Here is a 25,020-nt window from a genome sequence, read left to right as displayed (position 1 = left end):
GCAAGATCTATGGGGGGATCGGGTGTCACGCTACGACAGATATGTGCTGTCGCAATACCTATTGTTCTTTGGCTTCTTTGCCTTAATTCTGGTGGCCGTATTCTGGATCAACCGGGCGGTAAGCCTGTTTGACTGGCTGATCGGTGACGGTCAAAGCGTTCTGGCGTTCCTTGAGATCTCCGCGCTGAGCCTGCCGAATCTGGTGCGAATGGTCCTGCCGCTGGCCGCATTTGCTGCCACGGTTTGGGTGACCAACAGGCTCAACTCAGAGAGCGAACTGACGGTATTGCGTGCAACAGGCTCCAGCCCTTGGCAATTGGCACGTCCCGCCATGGCCTTTGGCGTGATCGGTGCGTTGATGATGTCCGCGCTCAGTCTTTTCCTGCTGCCGGCCTCCCTTGCCCAAATGGATTTGCGCGAGGCCGAGCTTGCACGAAGTGTCAGCGCCAAACTCCTGAAACCCGGCAGCTTTCTTCATCCGACAGATGGTGTCACCTTTTTTATTGGCAGCATTGACGACCAGGGGACGCTCAACAATGTCTTCCTCAACGACCAACGCAGTTCGGATGTTGAAGTCACCTATACCAGTGACAAGGCCTACCTGGTACGCGACGGTGACGAAGCGCATCTGATCCTTGTCGATGGGCTTGCCCAACGTCAGGAAATTGGCAGCGACCGCCTCTCGACCACTGCGTTTGCGGATTTTTCACAACCGCTTGGGGCCGTTTCGCCGGTTCCGGCCGACGCGCCGCGCCCGTTGCGCAATATTCCAACGCTGGACCTGTTGCAGGACCGCGACGGGATCACTCAGGCGGATGGTCATGCCGCCGGAGCGCAGGCAGAGGAACTGCACCTGCGGTTCGCCCGCGCGACTGTGACCCTTGCTGTGGTGATGATTGCTGTGTCCACCCTGATGCTCGGAGGGTTCAGCCGATTTGGCATCTGGAAGCAGTTGTTGGGCGCCTTCTGTCTGCTGATTCTGATCGAGGGGCTGCGTGGCGTGGTCTCTGATCCGGTGCTCGACAATGCCGCCATGTGGCCGCTTGTCTATCTGCCATCGGCGCTTGGGCTGCTGATCGCCGTGCTGTTTCTGCATCTGGCCAGTCGACCTCAGGCGTTTTCGCGCCAGCGCTTTCGCCGGGAGACGGCCACATGATCCTCGACCTCTACTATGCCAAGCGCTTCCTACAGTGGTTCCTGGTCATCACCGCCGTGCTGATGAGCCTGGTGATGCTGATCGACCTCAGCGAACAATTTCGGCGCTTTGACGCTCAGGACCTCGGGTTTGGCCAACTGCTGGTGCTGACGTGGCTGAACGCCCCGGCCGCACTGAGCGAATTTCTCCCGCTGATCATGATCCTGACCACCATCGTGCTGTTTGTCGGCATGGCACGCAGCAGCGAGCTGGTCGTAACACGCGCTATTGGCCGGTCCGGCATCCGGGCCCTGCTGCCGCCGGTTGTGGTGGCCCTGATCATTGGCGCTTTGGCGGTCAGCACCCTCAATCCCATCGTGGCCGCGACCGCCAACAGGTACAAGGCGCTGGCCGAGAGCTATCGCCAGCCGGGCGCAGCCGCTGCGGTGTCTCTCACCGGTGAAGGCCTCTGGCTGCGCCAAGGCGGGCAGAACGGCCAGTCGGTGATCCATGCGGGCAATTATCGCGGCGATGCGGACAAGCTGTTCCTCTATGACGTGTCAATTCTGACCTATGCCCCGGAGGGGGGACCCACACGGCGCACGATCGCCAAGGAAGCCTGGCTTGACGGCGAAGATTGGGTTCTGCGCGACGCCAAGGTCTGGCAGCTGGTTGTTGGCGTAAACCCGGAGCGTGGCGCAAGGCAGTATGACGAGCTGCGCCTGCCGACAAATCTGACAAATGAACGGATCCGCGACACGCTCGGCTTTGCAGAGGGTATTTCGATCTATGATCTGCCCCATACCGTGACCGCACTGCAAGAGGCCGGGTTTTCGACAACCCGGTTGCGTGTCTGGCTGCAAGTCGAACTGGCCCGGCCGCTGTTTCTGGTGGCGATGGTGATGGTTGGCGCGGCGTTTACCATGCGCCATACACGCCTTGGCGGGACCGGCGTCGCCGTTTTGACGTCAGTTCTGCTGGGGTTTGCCCTTTACTTCGTCCATAACTTCGCACGAATCCTCGGCGAAAATGGACAAATTCCTGTTCTGCTGGCCGCCTGGGCGCCGCCGGTGGCTTCAATACTCCTGACGATGGGATTGCTCCTGCATGCCGAAGACGGTTAATTTCAAGAACTGGCGGCGAGGAGCGCTGCTGAGCACTGTGGTTCCCCTGTGGCTGAGCCTCTCGGCCATCAGCGCAGCCTCCCAGACGGCTGTGCCGCAAGGCGAAAGCGTTGACACACCGGCCATGCTGGTTGCGGACAGGGTTTTTGTATCGCCTGACCGCAAACTGGTGGCGGAAGGCAACGTCGAGGCCTTTCAGGGTGATGTGCGCCTGCAGGCGAGGCGCATCACCTATGACCGCCAAACAGGTCTGTTGAAGATGGAAGGCCCGATCCGCATCGACCAGAGCGGATCAATTACTGTCCTCGCGACAGCAGCGGAATTGGACAGTGGATTGCGCAACGGCATTCTGCGCGGTGCCCGCATGGTCTTTGACCAACAGGTGCAACTCGCTGCCCTGCAGATGACGCGCGTCGAAGGACGCTACTCACAGCTGTACAAAACCGCTGTCACGTCCTGCGATGTGTGCAGCGATGGCAGTGCGCCGCTCTGGCAGATCCGGGCAGAGCGGATCACCCATGACCAGACGGAACGCCAGCTTTACTTCGAAGGGGCGCAGTTGCTGATCAAGGACGTTCCGGTGTTCTATTTTCCGGCACTGCGTCTGCCCGACCCGACACTGGAACGTGCGGACGGATTTCTAACGCCTTCGCTGTTCAGCTCTTCCAACCTCGGCGTAGGTCTCAAACTGCCGTATTTCGTCACCATCGGTCCCGACAAGGATCTGACCATCACGCCTTATCTGGCTGGCAAGACGACAACACTGGAACTGCGGTATCGGCAGGCCTTCCGCACAGGCAACATCGAGATTTCCGGCGCCTTCAGCCGCGATGACATTCAACCCGATGACGGGCGCGGTTTCCTGTCTGCAGCGGGCCGGTTCGATATCTGGCGTGACTTCAAGCTTGAATTCGACCTCAACACCGTCTCCGACGACGCCTATCTCGCCGACTATGATATTTCCGACACTGACCGCCTGCGCTCGGAACTTAGCATCAGCAGGGTGCGGCGCGATCAGCTCATTCAGGGGAATATCTACAACTACAAGACACTTCGGGACACAGAGAACCAGGATTTCATTCCCTCGACCATCCTGACCGGCAACTTCGAACACCGACTGTTTCCCAAGCATATCGGCGGTGAGCTTCGACTAAAGTTGAACGCCACTCAGTTCACCCGCAAATCCTCGCTTGATGCCACCGCGACGGATCCCAACGGTCGCGATGTGACGCGGGTGTCGGCGGACGTGATCTGGTTGCGCAGCTGGATTTTGCCTTATGGCGTCGAAACCAACTGGACCGTTGGTCTGGGCCTGGACAGCTTTGCGCTTTCAGACGATGGCGCATTTGACAATGACGCCACGCGCGTGACCCCCAAAACTGCGCTGACGTTCCGCCGGCCCATGACCCGGCAAACGGCCTCCGGCGCGGTTCAGGTTCTGGAGCCGATCCTTCAGGTCGGCTGGACCGACGTGAACGGCGACGACACCCCGAATGAAGCCAGCAATATTTCCGAATACGATCAGGGCAACCTGCTGGCGCTGTCCCGCTTTCCTGAGACAGACGCGCGCGAAGACGGCAAGACGCTGATCTACGGGGTAAACTTCTCCCATTTCGACACGTCTGGTTGGTATGCCACCGGCACGATCGCGCAAATTCGCCGGGACGAGGCGCAACCTGGCTTTACGCTCTCGTCTGGTCTCGATGGTCAGAACTCCAACCTTCTGGTCGCCGGGCAGATTGGCTTGCGCAACAACCTGACCCTGACCGCCCGAAGCATTTTTGATGAGGAATGGTCGGTGTCCAAGGCCGAATTCCGCGGCGACCTCAATCGCGATCGCGTGTCTCTGGCGGGCAGCTATCTCTGGCTGCAGGCTGATCCTGCCGAGAACAGAGCACAGGAGACCTCAGAGCTGTGGTTTGATGGATCTTACGCGCTGAACCAGACCTGGCGTGCCGGAGCGAACATGCGCTACGACATAACCGATGGCCGCGCCACACGCGCAGGCCTCGGCCTGAGCTACCGAAACGAATGTGTCACCCTCGACCTCTCGGTCAGCCGGCGCTATACCAGCACGACAAGTGTTGAGCCTTCGACCGATTTCGGATTTACACTATCGCTCAACGGGTTCTCCGTGAAGAGCGGCAACACAACGAGCAGGCGATCATGCAGCAAGACCTAAATTTCCGCCAGGCCTCCCTGGCCCTGATCAACTGGACCCGCAAGGCCGCCTGTGTCGGTGGACTGGCTCTGACTGTTCTGATCACCTCACCAGCATCTGATGCAAAAGCGCAGGGGTTGTTTTCTCCCGTCATCACCGTGAACGAGGATGTGATCACCGGCTACGAGCTGCAGCAACGCGCCCTTTTCCTGAATGTGCTGGGGTCCGTGCAGGGCGACCCGATGACCGTTGCGCGCAATGACCTGATCGAGGACCGGCTGAAGCGGCAGGTGATGTCCGAAGTTGGCCTCACCCTGAGCGAAGAGGAAATCACCGAAGGCATGCGCGAACTGGCGCAGCGCACCAATCTGACGCTGGAACAGTTCCTCCAGAGCCTGAAACAGGCCGGCGTCGATCCGGAAACCGTGCGCGACTTCACATCCGCCGGGATCGGCTGGCGCGAGTATGTGCGGGGCCGGTTCTCTGCACAGGCGCGCCCGACCGACACCGAAATCGACCGCGCCATGGGCAACTCGGGCTCAGGAAGCGTGCAGGTGCTTCTGTCGGAAGTCATCATGCCGATCAACGAGAATAACGCCGCACAGGTTCAGGAACTCGCCATCCAGATTTCCGAACTGAAGAACCCCGAGGCCTTTGCGGCCTCTGCAGCGCAATTCTCCGCCTCCGACAGTCGTGTAGACGGTGGGCGTTTGCCTTGGATGCCGCTCAGCCGTCTGCCCAGCCAACTGCAAGAAGTTGTGCTCAGCCTGGAGCCGGGCCAAATCACCCAGCCGCTGCCGATGCAGGGGGCCATCGCGATCTTTCGGATGCGCGGACTGCGCGAAGTTGACGGCCGCAGCGCGAGCTTTGCGGCCATTGACTATGCGACCTACCGCATTCCCGGCGGTCGCAGCGCTGAGGCGCTCGCCCGAGCCGCCGAGTTGCGTGACACGGTCGACACCTGCGATGATCTTTATGGTGTGAACAAGGACAAGGACCCTGCCCTGCTCTTCCGCGGCAGCCTGGCCCCGTCAGAAATCCCGCAGGATATCGCGCTGGAACTGTCCAAGATGGATCCAAACGAATCTTCGGCGGCGGTGACGCGCGACAACGGTCAGACCTTGTTGTTCACCATGCTGTGCGGCCGCACCAGCGACGTCGTTGCAGCGCAAGAAAACGCGCGTGCCTCTGTGGCGAACGCTCTGGTTCAGCAACGCCTGAACAGCCTCGCCGAAAGCTTGATCGAGCAACTGAAAGCCAACGCCCGGATCGAAGGGCTATGACCCAGGCGCCGCAGGTGATTGCACTTTCCTGCGGCGAACCGGGTGGCATCGGCCCCGAGATTGCCGTTGCCGCTTGGCAGCGCCTGCGTCAGGACTGTCCGTTCGTCTGGATTGGCGATCCACGCCATTTGCCGAAAGGCACCCCGACGCAAGTCGTTCAGCACCCCGCCGAAGCCACAGAGGCCTGTGCGAATGCCTTTCCGGTCATGCCCTTGCAGTTCGCCGGGGACAACACCCCCGGCACCGCAGATTCGCGCAATGCCGCAGGTGTAATCCAGTCCATCGAGACCGCGGTCGCCCTGGTCACCAGCGGACAAGCATCCGCCGTTTGCACCGCTCCGATCCACAAAAAAGCGCTGATCGACGGCGCCGGGTTCGCCTACCCCGGTCATACCGAATTCCTCGCGGCCCTGGCGGGAGTTGACCGCGTGGTGATGATGCTCGCCAGTCAGCAGCTGCGCGTTGTTCCCGCAACCATCCATATTGCCCTGTCAGAGGTGCCCACGGCGCTGACACCAACCCTGCTGCGCGAGGTGATTACCCTGACCGAACAGGGGCTGCGTCAACAGTTTGGCATCCCCGCTCCACGTATCGCAGTCACCGGCCTCAACCCGCATGCGGGCGAAGGCGGGGCCATGGGCCATGAAGAGCTGGACTGGATCGCCGATCTGATCGGCGAGATGCGCACCGAGGGCCTCTCCCTGACCGGACCGCATCCGGCTGATACGCTGTTCCATGCCGCGGCCCGCAAGACATATGACGCCGCCATCGCCATGTACCACGATCAGGCCCTGATCCCGATCAAGACACTGGACTTCGACAAAGGCGTCAATGTCACCCTCGGGCTGCCGTTCATTCGCACGTCGCCGGACCATGGCACCGCATTTGATATCGCCGGTCAGGGACGCGCCAATCCCTCCAGTCTGATTGAGGCGCTGCGCCTTGCGCAGACCATGGCCGCCGCCCGCAACGCCTGACCGTTGGGCGCTGTCCTGACGACTGATATTCCGGCGACGCGCACGGTCATTTCAGCCTGAGCCCGGCCTTCGAGAGGACAGCATGATGTTTTGTCGCAAGAAGCCGCTTTCCAGTTGCCTGCGACCGCCTTATGAACATGCATCATGAGCGCCATCGACAATCTCCCCCCGCTGCGCGAGGTCATCGCGACCCACCAGCTCTCGGCCCGCAAATCGCTGGGTCAGAACTTTCTCCTCGACCTGAACCTGACCGCCAAGATCGCGCGGCAGGCAGGCGACCTGACCGGTTGTGACGTCCTCGAGGTCGGTCCCGGTCCGGGCGGCCTGACACGTGGACTTCTGAGCGAGGGCGCGCGTCGGGTGCTCGCCATTGAAAAGGACCAGCGCTGCCTGCCCGCGCTGGAGGAGATTGCCGCAGCCTACCCCGGTCAGTTGCAGGTCATCAACGGCGATGCGCTGGAAGTGGATCCGCTGGCGCATCTCACACCGCCCATCCGGGTCGCGGCCAACCTGCCCTATAACGTCGGGACGGAGCTTCTGGTGCGCTGGCTGACACCAAAGGAATGGCCGCCGTTCTGGCAAAGCCTGACGTTGATGTTCCAGCGTGAGGTGGCCGAACGCATCGTGGCAAAACCGGGTTCAAAAGCATATGGGCGGCTTGCGCTGCTTGCGCAGTGGCGTGCAGAGGCGCGTATCGCTGTGTCTCTGCCGCCAGAGGCCTTCACCCCGCCGCCCAAAGTCTCCAGCGCCGTGGTGCATCTGACTGCCCTGCCGGAGCCGCGCTTTCCCGCCGATGCCGCCATCCTCAGCCGCATTGTGGCTGCCGCATTCAACCAGCGCCGCAAGATGTTGCGCGCCTCACTCAAGGGCATATCGCCCCAGATCGAGGATCACCTGAATGCAGCTGGCATTCCCCCCACCGAACGGGCGGAACAAGTCAGCCTGGAAGGGTTCTGCGCCCTCGCCCGCAGCCTCGCACAAAGCAGCTGAGCAAGACGCGCCCAACCGCGCGCCCCTCAGGTATACAGACAAAAGAGCCCCCGGTTGCAATTGCGACCGGGGGCTCTTTCAATTCACAATCACAGGCGCGCTTATTCAGCGGCTTCCTGCGATTCATCTGACTTGGGTTTGGGCTTTGCACGGCTGCGCTTTGGCTTTGGCTTGGCCTCTGCGTCCGCCTGCGGCTGGGCATCCCCACCTGCATCAGCTGCTTTGGGCGCAGCTGGTTTGCGGCTTCGGGGCTTGCGCGCCGGTGGTTTTTTCGCGGCAGGGGTGCCATCCGCGTCGGATGTCGCGCCTTCCGGCGTCTCCACCAAACCGCTGTCGCCCTGTGCAGGCTGAACTGCAGCGTCGCGCGGATCCTGGATCTCGGGCTGCGGCCCTTCACCAGACGTCTCAGCGGCGTCGGCAGCTTCGCGTTCCTGGCGCTCCAGACGCTCTGCCCGCTCACGATCCCGCTCAGCTTGACGCTCGCGGTTCTGGCGCTCCTGCTCCTCGCGCTTGGCATCGATCTCGCGCTGCGCCTCATTCAGCATACGCAGATAGTGCTCTGCGTGCTGCTGAAAATTCTCGGTCGCAACACGATCGTTGCCCAGCTGCGCATCACGGGCAAGCTGGTTGTATTTGTCGATTATTTGTTGCGGCGTTCCGCGAACCTTACCTTCGGGCCCATTGCTGTCGAACACGCGGTTCACAACACTTGCACCATTCGGGCGGTTCCGGTTCGACTTTGAACGCGAACGTGATTTGGACGATCTCATATGCCTAACGTCAGCCTTGATTCTAATTGTCGAAGACCTCGTATCGCGCGTTCTGCGCAAGGGCCTGCGAACTTTTTTGGGCTTGGCGTCGCCGAGAGGCCTACTTGGGTCCTCTTGCAACAGCGACACTTTGAGTAACCACTTTCCGACATGACAAACAAGGGGTCTGAGGCGGAAATTTTACTCTTTTTGCTCTCAACACTCAAAATATGGAGTATTTCGCCGCAAATGTCACGACTTTCTGCCCAGTACGACACGATCTCGTCCGTCGAGATCCTGCAGGACAACAACATCGATCAGGCCTGCAACACGCATCATTTCGGCCACATCGGCCGCTTGGGTTGGGCCGATTTCCACCATCACCCGCCCTGTTCGAGCAAGATGCGGCATCACACCAGCACAAATGCTGCGATAGGCGCTCAGCCCGTCTGCGCCATCGGTCAACGCCATCTGTGGTTCATGGTCCCGCACCTCTGTCGCCAAGCCGTCCATTTCGTCCAGTGCGATGTAAGGCGGGTTGGAGACGATCAGATCGAATTGCCCATCCACCTTGGAAAACCAATCAGAACAGCGAATATCCGCCCGCCCCTCCACCCGGTGCAGCACCGCATTGGCGCTGGCCTGCAGACAGGCTGCCTCGCTCAGGTCCACGCCAAGGCCGATGGCGCCCTGCTGTTCGGCCAACAGCGTCACCAGGATGCAGCCCGAGCCAATCCCAAGGTCAAGTACCCGCTCGAACGGTTCAGCCAGCGCCGCCTCGATCAGCGTTTCGGTCTCCGGACGCGGGTCCAGCACATCCGCCGAAACCTTGAAGCGGCGCCCGTAGAAATCCCGCTCACCGATCAGATGCGAAACAGGCACCCGGATCGCGCGCAGGGAAATCAGCTGGTCGTAGCGCTCGGCAATCTCATGCGACAGCTCCTCCGGGGCGATCAGCGTCACCCGCGCCGCCTCGATCCGCGCTGCATGGGCCAATAGCACCCGCGCATCCCGCGCCGGGTCATCCACCCCGGCGGCTCGCAGACGTGCGGTGGCGGCGACCATGGCCTGTGCGGCGGTGGTGCTCATTGGCCCATCTCCGCCAGGAGCTTGGCCTGATGTTCCGAAATCAGCGCGTCGATGGTCTCATCCAGATCGCCGCCCATGATCTGCTCCAGCTTGTAGAGCGTCAGGTTGATACGGTGATCCGACATGCGACCTTGCGGAAAATTATAAGTGCGGATGCGCTCGGAGCGATCCCCCGACCCCACCTGACTGGCCCGATCTGCCGAGCGTTCGCTGTCGATGCGCTGGCGCTCCAGATCAAACAGCCGCGTCTTCAGCACCTGCATGGCGATTTCGCGGTTGCGGTGCTGGGATTTCTCCGAGCTGGTTACGACCAGCCCCGTCGGCACATGGGTGATCCGCACCGCAGAGTCGGTGGTGTTCACATGCTGCCCACCGGCGCCCGAGGCGCGCATGGTGTCGATGCGCAGGTCATTGGTGTCGATCTTGATGTCCACATCCTCGGCTTCCGGCAGCACCGCGACCGTGGCGGCAGAGGTATGAATGCGCCCGCCGCTCTCGGTCACCGGCACCCGCTGCACGCGGTGCACGCCACTCTCATACTTCAGCCGCGCAAAAACGCCGGTGCCGTTGATCCGCGCCACCAGTTCCTTGAGACCACCCAGCTCCGAGACCTGCTCCTCGATCACCTCGACCTTCCAGCCCTGCGTCTCGGCATAGCGGCTGTACATCCGGTAGAGGTCGCCGGCAAACAGCGCCGCCTCGTCGCCACCGGTGCCCGGGCGGATCTCGATGATCGCGGCCCTTGTATCGGCCTCGTCCTTGGGTAGCAGAGCCAGTTGCAGGTCGTGTTCCGCCTCCGGCAGGGCCGCCTTCAACGCGGGGATCTCCTCCTCGGCCAGCGCCTTCATATCCGGGTCGGCCAGCATCTCCTGGGCGTCGGCGAGGTCGCCCAGAAGCTGGCGATAGGCGCTGATCTGCTCCGCCACTGGACGCAAATCGGAGTACTCCTTGGCCAGCTTGGCGATATCGCCCCCGGCCCCATCGGCCATTGCGGCCTCAAGGTACTGATAGCGTTGCAGGATCTGTTCCAGCCGGTCTTCGGGGATCATCTTTGCTCGGGTCTCGCTGTTGGATGCGCCTCTTGTTTTGGCGCGGGGCTTCACATGTGATAGGCTAGAGCCATGAAACATGCCAGTGGTCTTGTCCGGTTCGCACGTCTCGCAGCACTTGCGGGGCCGGTGCTTTGGGGCAGTGCTGCAGGTGCCGATGTCACCGGGCCGGGCGGCAAGACCATCGATTGCTATTGCACCGACAAGCAGGGCGGCCGCATCGAGCTGGGTGAAACCATCTGCCTGCAGGTCGACGGGCGAATGTTCATGGCGCAGTGCCAGATGTCGCTCAACGTGCCGATGTGGCGCGAGGTCGAAGACGGCTGCCTCTCTGCCGCCAACAGCCACACGCCCCTCCCCGCAGAGCTGCCGCGTCTCTAGCGCGGGGATCGCCGGGCGCAGCCCGGCGCCCGGCCCAACGGGAGCGGATCTGCCGCGCTGATCCGGCGACGGGCGGGAGCGCCCCCGCCCACCCCGCGATTACTCCGACGCGCGCCCCGGCAGGATGCACAGCAGCTCATACAGCAGATTTGCCGCCACCAGCGCGGTATTGCCCGACGGATCATAGGGCGGCGAGACCTCCACCAGGTCACAGCCCACCACATTCAGTCCCTTGAAGGCCCGGATCAGTTCAAGCGCCTGCATGCTGGTCAGCCCGCCGATCTCAGGCGTGCCTGTACCGGGAGCAAAGGCCGGATCAAGGCTGTCGATGTCATAGGTGATATAGACCGGACGTGCCCCGATATCACGGCGGATCTCCGCCCCCATATTGTGCAACGAGCGGTTCCACAGCTCCGAGGCCGGGAAATGCTGAAAGCCCCAGCCCTGCGGCTCCTTGAAATCATCCGGCCCGTAGCCGGTGCCGCGCAGGCCGATCTGATAGACCTTGTCGGCCTCCAGCAGCCCTTCCTCATAGGCCCGGCGAAAGACGGTGCCATGGGTTTCCTTCTCGCCGAACATCTCGTCATTGACGTCCGCATGCGCATCCACATGGATCACCGAAACCGGCCCGTGCTTGCGGGCGATCGCGCGCAGAATCGGCAGGGTGATCGAGTGATCGCCGCCCATCGCCGCCGGCATCACCCCGGCACTCAAGATGGCATCATAGCTGTCCTCGATGATGCGCAGGCTTTCCGGCAGGTTAAAGGTGTTGATCGCCAGATCGCCGATATCGGCGATGTTGAGGTGATCGAACGGCGCAGCACCTGTGGTCATGTTGTAGGGGCGGATCATCGCGCTCTCGGCGCGGATCTGCTTGGGACCAAACCGGGTGCCCGACCGCCAGGAGGTGCCGATGTCCATCGGAACCCCCAGCACCGCCACGTCCAGCCCCTCAAGCGAGGTCGCCTGCGGCAGCCGCATATAGGTGCCCGGACCGGAAAACCGCGCCAGATCGTTGCCGCTGATGGGTTGATTGAACTCGCTCATCGCTCTGTCATCCTCCAGCCCAGAAGGCAGATAATACTCATGGCCACATGGGCGCCCGCGATCGCGGTGGCGCCGGTGGTGTCGAACGGCGGCGAAACCTCGACGATATCGCCGCCCACAATGTTGATGCCGCGCAGGCCCTTGAGGATCGCCTCCGCCTGCGCCGTGGTCAGACCGCCCCAGACCGGCGTGCCGGTGCCCGGCGCATAGGCCGGATCAAGACAGTCGATGTCAAAGGTCAGATAGACCGGCCGATCCCCCAACACCTCGCGGATACGACGCACGGTCTCGACCGGGCCGATCTCATGCACGGTGGGCGCGTCGATGGTCGGCACGCCGAGATTGTCCTCATTGGTGGTGCGAATGCCCACCTGCACCGAGGTCGCGGGATCAATGATGCCGGATTTCACCGCCTTGTAGAACATGGTGCCATGATCGACGCGGCTGAAATCATCATCGGCCCAGGTGTCGCTGTGGGCATCGAAATGCAACAGCGAGATCGGCCCGTATTTCTCGGCATAGGCCTTGAGGATCGGAAAGCTGACGTAGTGGTCGCCACCAATCGCCACCGAAGCCGTGTCGGTCGCCAGAATGCCCCGGATATGATCGGTCAGCCTGTCGGGAAACGCCGGCACATCGGCATAGTCAAAGGCCAAGTCGCCATAATCCACGATCGCCAGCTCGCTGGCCGGGCAGATGTCCCAGCCATAAGGCGCATCCGGGCTTTGTAGCGCCGAGGCCTCGCGCACCGCGCGCGGGCCCAGCCGGGTGCCGGGCCGGTTGGTCACCGCCTGATCGAAGGGGATGCCGGTAACGGCGATATCCGCGTGGCTTAGATCCTTGGTGTAGCGGCGTCGCAAAAAGGACGTCGCCCCGCCAAAAGTGTTCTCAAAGCTCAGGCCCTTCAGGTCCTCGCGGGTGAAGGCCTGATCGACCTGTGTCTTCGCGTCTTCCAACGCCATGTCGGACTGCTCCCTCTTCTCGGGTTATGGCCATCGTCCTAGCGAATGCGGGCGGGCTTGTCATCCGAAAGCCCGCGCCGCGCCGCCACTTCACGCCAGCGGCTGTGCTTTCTCCACCAGACGGGCAAAGAACGACGCCCCGATCGGGGCCACCTCGTCGTTGAAGTCATACTCTGGATGATGCAGCCCGGCAGTGTCGCCCTGCCCAATGAACAAATAGGCGCCGGGGCGCGCCTGCAGCATATAGGAGAAATCCTCCGCCCCCATTTCCCGGTCCGCCTCGCCCTCGACATTGGCCGCACCGGCAATCTCGCGCGCCACTTCGGTGGCAAACCCGGCCTTCCCGGCGTCATTGATGGTCGCGGGATAGCCGACCTCATAGTCCAGCTCCGCCTCTACGCCATAAGCCACGGCGCAGCCCTTCACGATTTCCTCGAACCGTGCCATCACCATCTTCTGAACCTCTGGATTGAAGGTGCGGATGGTACCGTTCACATAGGCGGTTTCCGGGATTACATTGTCGACGGTGCCGGTGTGGATCTGGGTCACCGAGATCACCAGATCCTCGGTCGCGTGGTGGTTGCGGCTGACGATGGTCTGGATCGCCTGCGCCATGCCGCAGGCCGCCATCACCGGATCGCGGGTCTCATGTGGCATCGCACCATGGCCGCCGCGCCCCTTGATGTTGATGGTGAAGGTATCCACCGCCGCCATCAGCGCCCCCGGCGTGGTCAGGAAATGCCCCACCGGCAGGCCGGGCGAATTGTGCAACGCATAGACCTCAGCGATGTCAAAGCGCTCCATCACGCCTTCCTCAACCATGATCTGCGCGCCACCAATGATCTCTTCGGCGGGCTGGAACAGGAGCGCCACCCGCCCGTTGAAATTGCGCGTCTCCGCAAGGTATTTCGCGGCCCCCAGCAGCATGGTCGTATGGCCATCGTGGCCGCAGGCATGCATCTTGCCGGGCACGGTGGACTTATACTCCAGATCGCGCACTTCGGTGATCGGTAGTGCGTCCATATCGGCGCGCAAGCCGATGGTCGGCCCCTCGCCCTGCCCGTTGATGATCGCGACAATGCCGTTCTGCGCGATGCCGGAATGGATCTCATCGACACCAAATGTCTCAAGTATCTCAGCCACATATGCGGCGGTCTTCACGGTATCCAAACCCAGCTCGGGGATCTGGTGAAGATGACGGCGCCACGTCTTCATCTCTTCGCTGTAATCGGCAATGCGGTTCACGACCGGCATGGGGTGGACTCCTGTAAGATAGTCGGGATGATGCAGCTGAACACCAAATAGCGAGCAGGTGCAATGAGCGACGACAAGCTGATCCACGATGAGAGCGCCGGTATCGAACGACTTCTGGAAATCATGCGCCGCCTGCGTGACCCGGAAAGCGGCTGCCCCTGGGATATCGAGCAGAGCTTTGCCAGTATCGCGCCCTACACCATCGAAGAAGCCTATGAGGTCGCCGATGCCATCGAGCGCAGAAAATGGGACGAGCTGAAAGGCGAGCTGGGCGATCTGCTGTTCCAGTCCGTGTTTCACGCACAGATGGCGGATGAGGCGGGATATTTCAATTTTCAGGATGTGGTCACCACCATGTCCAACAAGATGGTGTCGCGCCACCCGCATGTGTTTGGCGATGAGAGCCGCGAAAAATCCGCCGACCAGCAAACCCAGGACTGGGAGACGATCAAGGCCGCCGAACGCGCCGCCAAGGCGGAGACCGGCGCGCTGGATGGCGTGGCGGTGGGCCTGCCCGCCCTGCTGCGCGCCTACAAGCTGCAGAAACGCGCCGCGCGGGTGGGGTTTGACTGGCCGTCGGCACAGAATGTGCTGGCCAAGATCGCCGAGGAATCCGCCGAGCTGGTAGAGGCCCGCGAGGAGCTGACCCAAGACGAGGTAGAAGAGGAGTTTGGCGATCTGTTGTTTGTGATGGCCAATCTTGGCCGCCACCTCGGGGTTGAACCCGAAGCCGCCTTGCGTCGCACCAATGCAAAATTCACCCGTCGTTTCAAGGGCGTGGAGGCAGGACTTGCCGCTCGCGGAAAGCGCGCCGAGGACAGTGACCTCGATGAGATGGATGCGCTCTGGAACGAGGTGAAGGCTGAGGAAAAGGCCGGAAGGAAGACTTGACCGCCGCCTACTCCCAGATCCGACCGCCTAAATCAGAACCATGCCCGGGTCTTGTGAAATCCGCTCCAAATCCCTTTCATAACGGATTGAAAACGCTTGCTTTTCACGTGAGGTAAACTCCGTCAGACCGAGCGTCTCCTGATCGTGCGCCCAGTCCTTGATCAGCTTGCGGCGCGCCATCCGCGTGAGCTTTTCACCCTTGCGGTGGATCGTCTGCAGTTCAAGCAAGGCCCGGTCCGTCGCAGATGTGTTGAGCGACCGCCTCGGCTCTGACAGTGGGCCGATATCGAGTTGGGGCACCAGATGTTGCAGCAATTCGAGACGCTTGAACCGGTCTTCGTGACGGACCACGACCAAGCGAGAGGGCTGCAGGATATCTCGAATTTCCTGCAATACCTCAACCCAGCCGCGGTTCATGGCAAGATAAGCTGCCGCTGCCGCATCAAAATCACTCTCATAGGTTTCTTCCATCCGCTTGCGAATGCAGGACCGGAAGAACGCACCATAGTCCCGCACGACAAACAGAACCGAAACTGCGGGACCTTCCATGGCATGACGCAACGCAGACAGGCGCTGTTTGGAGGCCGGGTGAAATCTGGCCTTCTGAAAATGCACCATGCTGCCCAGAGTGTTTTCCTCCGAAATGATAACCTGCTGATGCGGATCTTTCGCGATCTCTTCGTTCAGGTGGCGCCGCGCCGCGTCTGCCCGCTCTTGAACCGCATTTCGGTCATGACGCGGGGCTGGCAGCCGCAGCGCCAACTGCCCGGCCCTGACCCCATCCCGCGCGGGAAAGGCGATCTGATATCCCTGCTGCCAGAGCGATTCCTGGTTTTCATGCAGGCAGAGCTGAAAAGAACTGCTCCCCGTGCGATGTGCGCCCAGATGTAGATGATATTGCCGTGCCATACTCTCTCACGCCACAGGGAAGGAATTTTCGCGGATATCAGGCGTTTCACTCTTTGTGTCCATGGTCATCAGGTGGACAATCTTTATCCGGGCTGCAAGGGTTTGCCGAACTGACCGAGGAATACCCCGAATGAGCGCGCGCAAAATCATCATCGACACCGACCCCGGGCAGGACGACGCCGTCGCCATACTGCTGGCGCTGGGTTCGCCGGAGGAGATCGACCTTCTCGGAATCACCACCGTGGCTGGCAATGTGCCGCTGGCACGCACCCAGACCAATGCCCGCATCACCTGCGAGGTGGCGGGCCGCACGGAAGTAAAAATCCACGCCGGCAGCGATGCTCCTCTGGAGCGCCCACTGGTGACCGCAGAACATGTACACGGGCGCAGCGGGCTTGACGGGCCGGAATTGTTCGACCCAACAATGCCGCTGCAGGACCAGCATGGCGTCGATTTCATCATCGACACATTGCGTGCAGAGGCGCCCGGCGCCGTGACGCTTTGCCCTCTGGGCCCGCTGACAAATATCGCTGCCGCCTTCCGCCGCGCCCCCGACATTATCGACCGCGTGATGGAGATCGTCATGATGGGCGGCGCCTATTTCGAGGTCGGCAACATTACCCCGGCGGCGGAGTTCAACATCTACGTGGACCCGGAGGCCGCGCGCGAAGTATTCGCCTCCGGCGTGACGCTCACCATGATGCCGCTGGATGTGACCCATAAGGCGCTGACCACCCGTGCACGGGTCGAGGCGTTCCGCAAACTCGGCACGCGGGTTGGCAACTTCACGGCAGAGATGCTTGATTTCTTTGAACGATTTGATGTGGAAAAATACGGCTCCGAAGGGGGGCCGCTGCATGACCCCTGCGTCATCGCCTATCTGATCCGTCCAGAGCTGTTCTCTGGTCGCCACGTGAATGTCGAAATCGAAGTGACCTCGCCCCTGACCCTCGGCATGACCGTGGCCGACTGGTGGGGCGTGACCGACCGCGCGCCTAATGCAATGTTCATGAACGAGGTGGACGCCGAAGGTTTCTTTACCCTGCTCACCGAACGGCTGGGTCGGCTATGAGCGCCGCGCTGCATCTTGCCCGCCCGGACGATCTGGAAAAACTGCTGACCATGGTGCAGGGGTTTCACGCCGAGGAAGGTATCGACAGCAATGACGCGCAACGCCGTGGCGCGCTGTTGCCGCTGCTCGAAGGCATCCCCTACGGCGCGATCTACCTGATTGGACCTGCTCGGGCCCCCATTGGCTATATCATCGTGACCTTTACCTGGTCAGTGGAGTTCGGCGGGCTCGACGGGATGATCGACGAATTGTTCATCCGCCCCGCCGTGCGCCAGCGCGGCATCGCCAGCGAGGTACTCCATGCCCTGCCCCGCACGCTCGCAGAGGCCGGCGTGCGGGCACTGCATCTGGAAGTTGATCGCGAAAACGAGGCCGCGGTCAAACTCTACAACCGCGCACGCTTTTTGGCGCGCGACCGCTACATGCTGATGACCCGCGCACTCTGATCCCGGCGCGGCCTCAGATGCCTGTCTGGCGCATCAGCGCCCAGCCGCCATCAATGCCCGCTGATCAGGCGGGTGCCGCTGGCCGAAGCGATCTGTTCGTCTCCCAACGCAAACAGGATGGAACAGGCACCGTCACAGGCGTGCCCCTGTGCCATCACCATCGCCAACCGGACGCCCTGATCCTGCGCAACGGCCATGATCTCGCCGATCCGTTTGGCCGCCGCTTCATCCCCGCCGGACCCGGCGAGCCAGATGGCGATAGGCGCATAGCGCGGCTCTTCCAACATGGCGGTCTCGAAATGATGCAGGAATGCGCCGAAGTCGATGGCCTTGACCTCCCCATCCAGTCGAAGCCCACCCGGCACCCGGCTCCAGCCTGCTTTTGCCTGTGGTGCCTGCAATGCCGCCACGCCGATCAGGCTCATCATCAACGCAGCTGGCAGAGAATTTACTCGAAACATAACACACCTCCAAAGGTCACGAGGTGTCGCATTTATGTACTTCGCGACCATCCAAGCATGTCATAAAATCGTTACGAAATGTAAATCACACCAAAGTCACTCTTTGATGCCAACCTGCTTCGGCACCGGGCCTTGCGGTTAATCTCCGCAACATGTCGTAGAACACGCCGACACCAATGAGGATGCGCCTGCAGCCTCACGACATGAACATCGTCAGGACGCCCCGATCAGCAGCGCGCTGACCTGACCCTTCATCTTTTCATAAATATCTCGGGGAGCGCGAGGGGCTGGCCCCTCGTTCCCGCGCCCGATTACCTGCGCAACAGGGGGATATGCGGCGCGCTCTCCGCGGGCACCAACCCAGTCAGGCGCGGATCATCAGCAACCTCCACCGCGCGACCATAAGGCGCAAAGCCAGACCGGATATAAAACGGCAGCGCCTGCGCACTGTCGAGCGTGCAGGTGTGCACGAAGAATCGCGTAATCTCCCGCGCGAACGCCCGGTCGATGGCGTGTTCCATCAGCCAGCGCCCTACTCCGCCGCCGATCAGCGAGGCTGACAGGCCAAAGAATGACAGTTCACAGTCGCCGTTCTGCATCCATTCAAGCTCCAGCAACCCCAGGTCCGCGCCCCCCTTCTGCACCGACCAGACCTCGACCCTGTCCGAACACAGATGTGCCGACAGCGCCGCATCGTCCATCACCAGGCGGGAAAACCACAGATAATCATCCCCGACCAAGCGATAGAGCTTGCGATACCACTCCACGCTCGGGGCATCATGCAGGGCCAACGTCAACTCAGGCTGCGCCGTCGTTGCGCGGGGGGCTGGGCGCTCGGTCATCTCCAGATAGGTTACAACAGAGGCGAGCTTTCCGGGTGTCAGGTCCGTAATGCCTTCGGGCAGCGTCATATGCGGGCTCCATAGTGTTCTGTATCTATTTTTCCGCAAGCTAGGCGCTGGCACAAAGCAGAGCAACCCTTTGCCCAAAAACGAAAAACGCCCCGGCGCGAACCGGGGCGTTCAATTTACATCAGATCAGACGGCTCAGCCCTTGAGGATCGAGCGCCCGGCATATTCCGCGATCTCGCCCAGGGTTTCCTCGATGCGGATCAGCTGGTTGTATTTCGCCAGCCGGTCGGAGCGCGCCAGCGAACCGGTCTTGATCTGACCGCAGTTGGTGGCCACCGCGAGGTCGGCAATGGTGGCATCCTCGGTCTCGCCCGAGCGGTGCGACATCACATTGGTATAGCGCGCACGATGGGCCATATCGACCGCCTGCAGGGTCTCGGTCAATGTGCCAATCTGGTTCACTTTCACCAGCATGGAGTTGGCACAGCCGCGTTCGATCCCCTCGGCCAGACGCACCGGGTTGGTGACAAACAGATCGTCGCCGACCAGCTGGACCTTGTCGCCGATCTGGTCGGTCAGCGCCTTCCAGCCGTCCCAGTCATCCTCGGACATGCCGTCCTCGATCGAGATGATCGGGTAATCTGCAACCAATGCTGCCAGATAGGCGGCGTTTTCTTCCGAGGTCAGGGTCTTGCCCTCGCCGGACAGGACGTATTTGCCGTCCTTGTAGTATTCAGTCGCGGCGCAGTCGAGCGCCAGATAGATGTCCTCGCCGGGCTTGTAGCCAGCTTTCTCGATGGACTTCAGAATGAAATCAAGCGCTTCTCGGGTGGAGGCAATGTTGGGAGCAAAGCCGCCCTCGTCGCCGATCCCGGTGGACAGACCCGCTGCTGACAGCTCTTTCTTCAGGGTGTGGAACACCTCGGAGCCCATGCGCACCGCGTCGCGGATGTTCTCCGCAGAGACCGGCATGATCATGAATTCCTGAATGTCGATCGGATTGTCCGCGTGCTCGCCACCGTTGATGATGTTCATCATCGGCACCGGCAGAACCCGTGCGGAGGTACCACCGACATAACGATAGAGTGGCTGGGTGGTGAAATCGGCTGCCGCCTTGGCCACCGCAAGCGACACGCCGAGGATGGCATTGGCGCCCAGACGGCTCTTGTTCTCGGTGCCGTCCAGCTCGATCATCGCGCGGTCGATGGAGACCTGTTCGGTGGCGTCAAAGCCAACCAGCTCATCCGCAATCTCGCCGTTCACGGCCGCCACGGCTTCCAGCACGCCCTTGCCCAGATAACGGTCCTTGTCACCGTCGCGTTTTTCCACCGCCTCATAGGCACCGGTCGATGCGCCAGATGGCACTGCCGCGCGGCCCATGGTGCCGTCTTCAAGAACGACATCGACTTCGACGGTGGGGTTGCCCCGGCTGTCGAGGATCTCGCGGGCGTGAATGTCGATAATGGTGCTCATCGCAAATGGTCCCTCACTGTGACACGATTTGCCCCCGGTCATAGCAAGCCCGTGTAAAAAGTAAACCGGATGCGTTATCGCTAACGGTCGTTATTCGAGAGGTTTAACCCTAACATCAGGAATTTTTTGCCACTTCGCCAACCGCCTGCCGTAGGGCGCGGCAAAAATGACGCGAGAGAACCGGTAAGCCCTGCGATGATAGCGCTCACCCTTGCGTCACATCCTTAACAGGTAAAGCTTACGCGCATGTCTCAACCCATCCGATTCCACGAATTCCTGCTCAGCAATGCCCCCTATCTCTCAGCGGGCGTGCTACTGACGTTTCTGTCAAGCTTTGGCCAGACCTTCTTCATCTCGGTCTTTGCCGGGCAGATCCAGACCGAGTTCGACCTCAGCCATGCCGGCTGGGGCGGTCTCTATATGGTGGGGACCACCGCCTCGGCCTTGCTGATGGTGGCAGCCGGAGGGCTGTCGGATATCATGCGGGTGCGCCACCTCGGGGCCTTTGTGCTGTGTGGGCTTTCGGCGGCCTGTCTCCTGATGGCGCTGAACCACAGCTACTGGGTCTTGCCGCTGTCGATTTTCGCGCTGCGGTTCTTCGGCCAGGGTATGAGCACCCATCTCGCAGTGGTGGCCATGGCACGCTGGTTTGTGGCTGCACGCGGACGCGCACTGTCGATTGCGGCGCTCGGGGTTGCACTGGGACAGGCCATCCTACCGCTGATCTTTGTGGCGCTGATGACGGCGCTCGACTGGCGCACGCTCTGGCTGATCAGCGCTGCGATCTGTCTCTGCGGGGCACCGGTGCTGGTGCGGCTGCTGTCGAAGGAACGCACGCCACAATCCACCTCTGATGATGTCAGCAGCACCGGTATGGACCTTCGGCACTGGACCCGCTGGGACGCGCTGCGCTCGCCCCTGTTCTGGCTGATGGCCCCGTCGATCCTTGGCCCGGCGGCTTTCACCACTGCATTTTTCTTTCACCAACTGCATTTCGCCACCACCAAAGGCTGGACCCTTTTGGAACTGGTGGCCTATTTCCCGTTCTTCACGGTGATGTCGGTTGTGTCCATGATGTTTTCCGGCTGGGCGCTGGACCGCTGGGGCGCCACGCGGCTGATGCCGCTTTATCAGCTGCCACTGGCTGCAGCCTTTGTGATCTTTGCCACCGTCTCCAGCGGCGTGGGCATGGCTGCGGGTTTCCTCTGCATGGCGGCCTCGGTCGGGGCGCATTCGGTGCTGCCCAGCTCCTTCTGGGCCGAAGTCTACGGCACCCGCAACATTGGCGCGATCAAGGCCTTGGTGATGGCGGTGATGGTCTTTGGCACAGCTGTCGGACCGGGGTTGACCGGGCTTCTGATTGATCTTGGCATCGACTTCGGCGACCAAGGGTATGGTATTGCGGTATATTTCCTACTCACCACCCTCTGCATGGTGATCGGCGTCAGCGGCGCACGAAAACGGCTGACACCGGTCACGGCCTGAGGTCAGGCCGGTTGCGCCGCCATGCGGGCAGAGCGGCGCGCCAAACGCCGCTCGCGCACGAAGGTATAAAGCCCCGTTGCGATGATCAGAGCGGATCCCAGCAGCGTCATCGCATCGGGCCGTTCGGAAAACACGATCGCGCCGCCGATCATAGAAAAGACCAGACGCGAGTAGCGAAACGGCGTGATCACTGCAGCATCGGCGATCCGTGTCGCGGTCACGATGCCATAGTATCCGATGACACCAAAAATGGTTCCGCACAGCAGCATGCCCCATTCAAACGATGTGGGCGACACCACGGGCTGCGACGTGGCCAGCAGCAGAATGCCCCCCGCCACCACCACGGTGCCATAGGCCTGAACACTGACGACCGACGAGGGAATGCTCACATCCATCCGCCGTGTCATCAGATCTCGTGCCGCCACACAGAGAACAGCAATCAGCACCAACAGCGCGTTGGGTTCAAACCCCTCAAGGCCGGGCCGAATGATAATCAGCACACCGATGAAACCCACGGCGATCGCGCTCCACCGGCGCCAGCCCACCTGCTCGCCCAGAAACAGGGCGGCCCCCATGGTGATCGCCAGCGGCGTCGCCTGAAACACGGCGGCCACCACCGAGATATCGACCAGTGCAAGCGCCGTTGCAAAGCTGACCGCCGCGCCGCCTTCGGCCAGGGCGCGCAAGACAGGTATCAACCGCCAGGCCGTGCGGTTCCACGGGCTCTGCCCCTGCACCGCCATTGCGACCAAGAACACGACGCTGGCCCCCAATCCGATCAAGATCAGGATCTGCCCGACAGGCAAGTTACCGGAGAGCTGTTTGATGAACAGATCCTCGATGGTGAACCCCACCATGGCCACGAGCAGCAGCACAATACCTTTGACGTTGTCCATGGGGCGTATCCTTTGTGCCAGCGAAGAAGATCGGTTGGTTCCGGCATCGCGCGATGCAATCACTCGGCGCAAGCCAGAAAGCGACGACAACACCGCATAACTTGTGACACACTCCATCACGGGTTGTGATGGATCATCCCCGTTCAGTCGGTTTTCTTGATTGGTACGCCGTAAAGCTCCAGCTTGTGACCCTTGAGACGATAACCGAGCTTCTGTGCGATCTTTTCCTGCAAGGCCTCGATCTCCGGGTCGCAGAACTCGATCACCTGGCCGGTGTTGAGGTCGATCAGATGGTCGTGGTGCTCCCGGTCCGCATCCTCGTATCGGGCACGGCCATCACCAAATTCCAGCCGGTCCAGAATCCCCGATTCTTCAAACAGCTTCACCGTGCGGTAGACCGTCGCCAGCGAAATACCGTTATCGACGGCATTGGCGCGGGCGTGCAGCTCCTCCACATCCGGGTGATCCAGGCTCTCCTGCAGCACCTTGGCGATGGTCCGGCGCGGGCCGGTCATGCGCAGACCATGGGCCTCGCAGCGGGAAATGATCGTATCGGTCATGCCTGTCTCGTCCCTGTCGGTCACAGCGGGGGTCCCTTGCTTGGCGCTTCTTTTTAGCGAATGCAACCCCCGACGAAAACAGGCAAGTTCCGCGCATGCATCATTGACATTTGCGCCCATCACCGCCATTTGCCCTTCAGGCATACCCTCTGCCGCGTGAGCAGAGACCCGCAGCGCTGTCGGAATTTGATCGTTCCGACCTTTCGAATGTCTTCTGGTTTCAGAAGAGATACGGCGCTTCGCAGCGGATCTTCTCGGGGATGCCATGGTTCCAAGATCACGCGTGGGGCTAGTTGCGAGAGATCGGCACAGTGACATGAGGTTGTCTGGGTCTGAGGTCTCCGCCCCACTGATGAACGGGTGCGCAGGTCGAGTGACCGTGCCCCGTGTGGTCCTGTGCGTTTGCACGGGCCACCGAAAGGACTTTGAATGACTGAATTTTCCACCATGGACCTGCCCAAGCACCTGCACACCCGGATCGAAGCCATGGGCTTTCACACTCCGACGCCGATCCAGGCCCGGGCGATCCCGCATGCGCTGAACGGACAGGACGTGCTGGGTCTGGCGCAGACCGGTACCGGCAAGACCGCCGCCTTTGGCGTACCGCTGATCGCCCAGATGCTGGAATATGGCCGCAAGCCTGCTGCCGGCACCGTGCGCGGGCTGATCCTGGCCCCGACCCGCGAGCTGGCCAACCAGATTGCCGAGACCCTGAAAGGTCTGACCGAAGGCAGCCCGCTGAAAACCGGCCTTGTGGTCGGCGGTGTTTCCATCAACCCGCAGATCACCCGCCTGTCGCGCGGCACCGATATCCTCGTCGCCACGCCGGGCCGTCTGCTCGACATCCTCGACCGCAAGGCGCTGGATCTCGGCTCTTGCGACTTCCTGGTGCTGGACGAGGCCGACCAGATGCTGGACCTCGGCTTCATCCACGCCCTGCGCAAGATCGCCTCCCTGCTGCCCGAAAAGCGCCAGACCATGCTGTTCTCGGCCACCATGCCCAAGCAGATGAACGAGATCGCCAACGCCTACCTCAAGAGCCCGGTGCGCATCGAGGTGACCCCTCCCGGCAAGCCTGCCGCCAAAGTCACCCAATCGGTGCATTTCATCGCCAAAGCGGAGAAGCTGGGCCTGCTGAAAGAGCTGCTGACCGCCCATGACGGCGAACGCACGCTGGTCTTTGGCCGCACCAAACACGGCATGGAAAAGCTGATGAAGGTGCTGGACAAGGCCGGCTTCAAGGCCGCGGCGATCCACGGCAACAAAAGCCAGGGCCAGCGCGAACGGGCGTTGAAGGCCTTCAAATCCGGCGAGATCACCGTGCTGGTGGCCACCGATGTGGCGGCGCGCGGGCTGGACATTCCGGATGTGAAATACGTCTACAACTACGAGCTGCCGAATGTGCCAGATGCCTATGTGCACCGCATTGGCCGCACCGCGCGTGCGGGCAAGGAAGGTCAGGCCGTGGCCTTCTGCGCCCCGGATGAGATCGGCGATCTGAAGGCAATCCAGAAAACCATGAGCATCACCATCCCCGTAGCCTCTGGCCGCGCCTGGGAAGAGATGCCCGATCCCGCCGCCAAATCCTCGCGCGGTGGCGGTCGTGGTCGCCCCGGTGGCGGTGGCGGTCGTGGCAAACCCGGTGGCAAGCCGGGCGCCGGGCGTCGTCGCTTTGGCGGTGGTGGTAAATCCGAAGGTCAGGGTGGCGGCGGCGAAGCCCGCGCAGCCGGCGGCGGCGCAGGCCGTCAACGCCGGAAGTCCTGATCCCTCTCCGA

24 protein-coding genes are annotated in these 25,020 nt (G+C 61.6%); 12 read left to right on the top strand and 12 right to left on the bottom strand.

The window, feature by feature from the left end:
- Positions 1-22: 22 nt before the first annotated feature.
- The 6 genes from lptF (at position 23) to rsmA (ending at position 7,670) form a co-directional block, all read left to right on the top strand.
- A complete protein-coding gene (lptF, locus tag R0J92_RS04420; RefSeq protein WP_411050859.1) occupies positions 23-1,156 on the top strand; it encodes an LPS export ABC transporter permease LptF in 1,134 nt (377 codons plus the stop codon).
- Positions 1,153-2,259 carry an LPS export ABC transporter permease LptG gene (gene lptG / locus R0J92_RS04415; protein ID WP_106164581.1) on the top strand — a complete coding sequence of 369 codons (1,107 nt, stop codon included), beginning with the start codon at positions 1,153-1,155 and terminating at the stop codon, positions 2,257-2,259. The genes lptF and lptG overlap by 4 nt, the downstream gene beginning before the upstream one ends.
- Entirely contained in the window at positions 2,243-4,441 is a 2,199-nt protein-coding gene (locus R0J92_RS04410; RefSeq protein WP_411050858.1) for an LPS-assembly protein LptD, read from the top strand. Before lptG ends, R0J92_RS04410 begins: the two co-directional genes overlap by 17 nt.
- A complete protein-coding gene (locus R0J92_RS04405; protein ID WP_411050857.1) occupies positions 4,426-5,703 on the top strand; it encodes a peptidylprolyl isomerase in 1,278 nt (425 codons plus the stop codon). The genes R0J92_RS04410 and R0J92_RS04405 overlap by 16 nt, the downstream gene beginning before the upstream one ends.
- Positions 5,700-6,680, top strand: coding sequence for a 4-hydroxythreonine-4-phosphate dehydrogenase PdxA (gene pdxA, locus R0J92_RS04400; protein WP_411050856.1), 981 nt, complete (start codon positions 5,700-5,702; stop codon positions 6,678-6,680). Before R0J92_RS04405 ends, pdxA begins: the two co-directional genes overlap by 4 nt.
- A 144-nt stretch (positions 6,681-6,824) precedes the next feature.
- Positions 6,825-7,670, top strand: coding sequence for a 16S rRNA (adenine(1518)-N(6)/adenine(1519)-N(6))-dimethyltransferase RsmA (rsmA, locus tag R0J92_RS04395; protein WP_411050855.1), 846 nt, complete (start codon positions 6,825-6,827; stop codon positions 7,668-7,670).
- 101 nt (positions 7,671-7,771) lie between these two features.
- On the opposite strand, the gene R0J92_RS04390 is transcribed toward rsmA, so the two are convergent.
- The 3 genes from R0J92_RS04390 to prfA all read right to left on the bottom strand — a co-directional run bounded on the left by R0J92_RS04390 (position 7,772) and on the right by prfA (position 10,557).
- The gene (locus R0J92_RS04390; RefSeq protein WP_411050854.1) at positions 7,772-8,440 is read right to left on the bottom strand and encodes a DUF4167 domain-containing protein; all 669 of its coding nucleotides are present in this window, start codon (positions 8,438-8,440) and stop codon (positions 7,772-7,774) included.
- Positions 8,441-8,671: 231 nt separating this feature from the next.
- Positions 8,672-9,508: a peptide chain release factor N(5)-glutamine methyltransferase gene (gene prmC, locus R0J92_RS04385; protein ID WP_411050853.1), complete on the bottom strand. Its 837-nt coding sequence runs from the start codon at positions 9,506-9,508 to the stop codon at positions 8,672-8,674.
- A complete protein-coding gene (gene prfA / locus R0J92_RS04380; RefSeq protein WP_411050852.1) occupies positions 9,505-10,557 on the bottom strand; it encodes a peptide chain release factor 1 in 1,053 nt (350 codons plus the stop codon). Before prfA ends, prmC begins: the two co-directional genes overlap by 4 nt.
- A gap of 72 nt (positions 10,558-10,629) precedes the next feature.
- On the opposite strand from prfA, the gene R0J92_RS04375 reads away from it, so the two are divergent.
- On the top strand, positions 10,630-10,938 hold the full coding sequence (locus R0J92_RS04375; RefSeq protein WP_317385991.1) for a hypothetical protein: 309 nt from the start codon (positions 10,630-10,632) through the stop codon (positions 10,936-10,938).
- A gap of 99 nt (positions 10,939-11,037) precedes the next feature.
- Here R0J92_RS04375 and speB (R0J92_RS04370) read toward each other — a convergent pair whose 3' ends face one another.
- The 3 genes from speB (R0J92_RS04370) to R0J92_RS04360 all read right to left on the bottom strand — a co-directional run bounded on the left by speB (R0J92_RS04370) (position 11,038) and on the right by R0J92_RS04360 (position 14,201).
- Positions 11,038-11,985, bottom strand: coding sequence for an agmatinase (gene speB, locus R0J92_RS04370; protein WP_411050851.1), 948 nt, complete (start codon positions 11,983-11,985; stop codon positions 11,038-11,040).
- Positions 11,982-12,947 (bottom strand): agmatinase, encoded by a 966-nt coding sequence (gene speB, locus R0J92_RS04365; protein WP_317385989.1) that lies wholly within the window; start codon positions 12,945-12,947, stop codon positions 11,982-11,984. The genes speB (R0J92_RS04370) and speB (R0J92_RS04365) overlap by 4 nt, the downstream gene beginning before the upstream one ends.
- A gap of 90 nt (positions 12,948-13,037) precedes the next feature.
- The gene (locus R0J92_RS04360; protein WP_411050850.1) at positions 13,038-14,201 is read right to left on the bottom strand and encodes a M20 aminoacylase family protein; all 1,164 of its coding nucleotides are present in this window, start codon (positions 14,199-14,201) and stop codon (positions 13,038-13,040) included.
- Positions 14,202-14,264: 63 nt separating this feature from the next.
- On the opposite strand from R0J92_RS04360, the gene mazG reads away from it, so the two are divergent.
- On the top strand, positions 14,265-15,092 hold the full coding sequence (mazG, locus tag R0J92_RS04355) for a nucleoside triphosphate pyrophosphohydrolase (RefSeq protein ID WP_411050849.1): 828 nt from the start codon (positions 14,265-14,267) through the stop codon (positions 15,090-15,092).
- A 27-nt stretch (positions 15,093-15,119) separates the two neighbouring features.
- Here mazG and R0J92_RS04350 read toward each other — a convergent pair whose 3' ends face one another.
- Entirely contained in the window at positions 15,120-16,001 is an 882-nt protein-coding gene (locus R0J92_RS04350) for a hypothetical protein (RefSeq protein ID WP_411050848.1), read from the bottom strand.
- 130 nt (positions 16,002-16,131) lie between these two features.
- Between R0J92_RS04350 and R0J92_RS04345 the strand changes: the two genes are divergently transcribed.
- Complete coding sequence (locus R0J92_RS04345; protein WP_411050847.1) at positions 16,132-17,073, top strand: nucleoside hydrolase; 942 nt, start codon at positions 16,132-16,134, stop codon at positions 17,071-17,073.
- Positions 17,070-17,519: a GNAT family N-acetyltransferase gene (locus tag R0J92_RS04340; protein ID WP_106164566.1), complete on the top strand. Its 450-nt coding sequence runs from the start codon at positions 17,070-17,072 to the stop codon at positions 17,517-17,519. The genes R0J92_RS04345 and R0J92_RS04340 overlap by 4 nt, the downstream gene beginning before the upstream one ends.
- A gap of 50 nt (positions 17,520-17,569) precedes the next feature.
- Here R0J92_RS04340 and R0J92_RS04335 read toward each other — a convergent pair whose 3' ends face one another.
- The 3 genes from R0J92_RS04335 to eno all read right to left on the bottom strand — a co-directional run bounded on the left by R0J92_RS04335 (position 17,570) and on the right by eno (position 20,304).
- The gene (locus R0J92_RS04335) at positions 17,570-17,980 is read right to left on the bottom strand and encodes a hypothetical protein (RefSeq protein ID WP_411050846.1); all 411 of its coding nucleotides are present in this window, start codon (positions 17,978-17,980) and stop codon (positions 17,570-17,572) included.
- 311 nt (positions 17,981-18,291) lie between these two features.
- Positions 18,292-18,891: a GNAT family N-acetyltransferase gene (locus R0J92_RS04330; protein WP_411050845.1), complete on the bottom strand. Its 600-nt coding sequence runs from the start codon at positions 18,889-18,891 to the stop codon at positions 18,292-18,294.
- A 135-nt stretch (positions 18,892-19,026) separates the two neighbouring features.
- A complete protein-coding gene (eno, locus tag R0J92_RS04325) occupies positions 19,027-20,304 on the bottom strand; it encodes a phosphopyruvate hydratase (protein WP_317385981.1) in 1,278 nt (425 codons plus the stop codon).
- A 246-nt stretch (positions 20,305-20,550) separates the two neighbouring features.
- Here eno and R0J92_RS04320 point away from each other — a divergent pair, with 246 nt between their 5' ends.
- Positions 20,551-21,789: an MFS transporter gene (locus tag R0J92_RS04320; RefSeq protein WP_411050844.1), complete on the top strand. Its 1,239-nt coding sequence runs from the start codon at positions 20,551-20,553 to the stop codon at positions 21,787-21,789.
- Between the two features lie 2 nt (positions 21,790-21,791).
- Here the strand turns inward: R0J92_RS04320 and R0J92_RS04315 are convergent, their stop codons facing one another.
- Both R0J92_RS04315 and R0J92_RS04310 read right to left on the bottom strand, forming a co-directional pair.
- Complete coding sequence (locus tag R0J92_RS04315) at positions 21,792-22,685, bottom strand: DMT family transporter (RefSeq protein ID WP_411050843.1); 894 nt, start codon at positions 22,683-22,685, stop codon at positions 21,792-21,794.
- 143 nt (positions 22,686-22,828) lie between these two features.
- Positions 22,829-23,245, bottom strand: a complete 417-nt coding sequence (locus R0J92_RS04310) for a Fur family transcriptional regulator (RefSeq protein ID WP_106164609.1) — start codon at positions 23,243-23,245, stop codon at positions 22,829-22,831.
- 429 nt (positions 23,246-23,674) lie between these two features.
- Between R0J92_RS04310 and R0J92_RS04305 the strand changes: the two genes are divergently transcribed.
- On the top strand, positions 23,675-25,009 hold the full coding sequence (locus R0J92_RS04305) for a DEAD/DEAH box helicase (RefSeq protein WP_317385977.1): 1,335 nt from the start codon (positions 23,675-23,677) through the stop codon (positions 25,007-25,009).
- The last annotated feature ends 11 nt before the right edge of the window (positions 25,010-25,020 follow it).

The sequence above is a fragment of the Tritonibacter sp. SIMBA_163 genome (assembly GCF_046535935.1).
GTDB classification, from domain to species: Bacteria; Pseudomonadota; Alphaproteobacteria; order Rhodobacterales; family Rhodobacteraceae; genus Epibacterium; species Epibacterium scottomollicae.
Note: the sequence above shows the minus strand (reverse complement) of the source record. Positions and strands in the feature narration are given on the sequence as shown.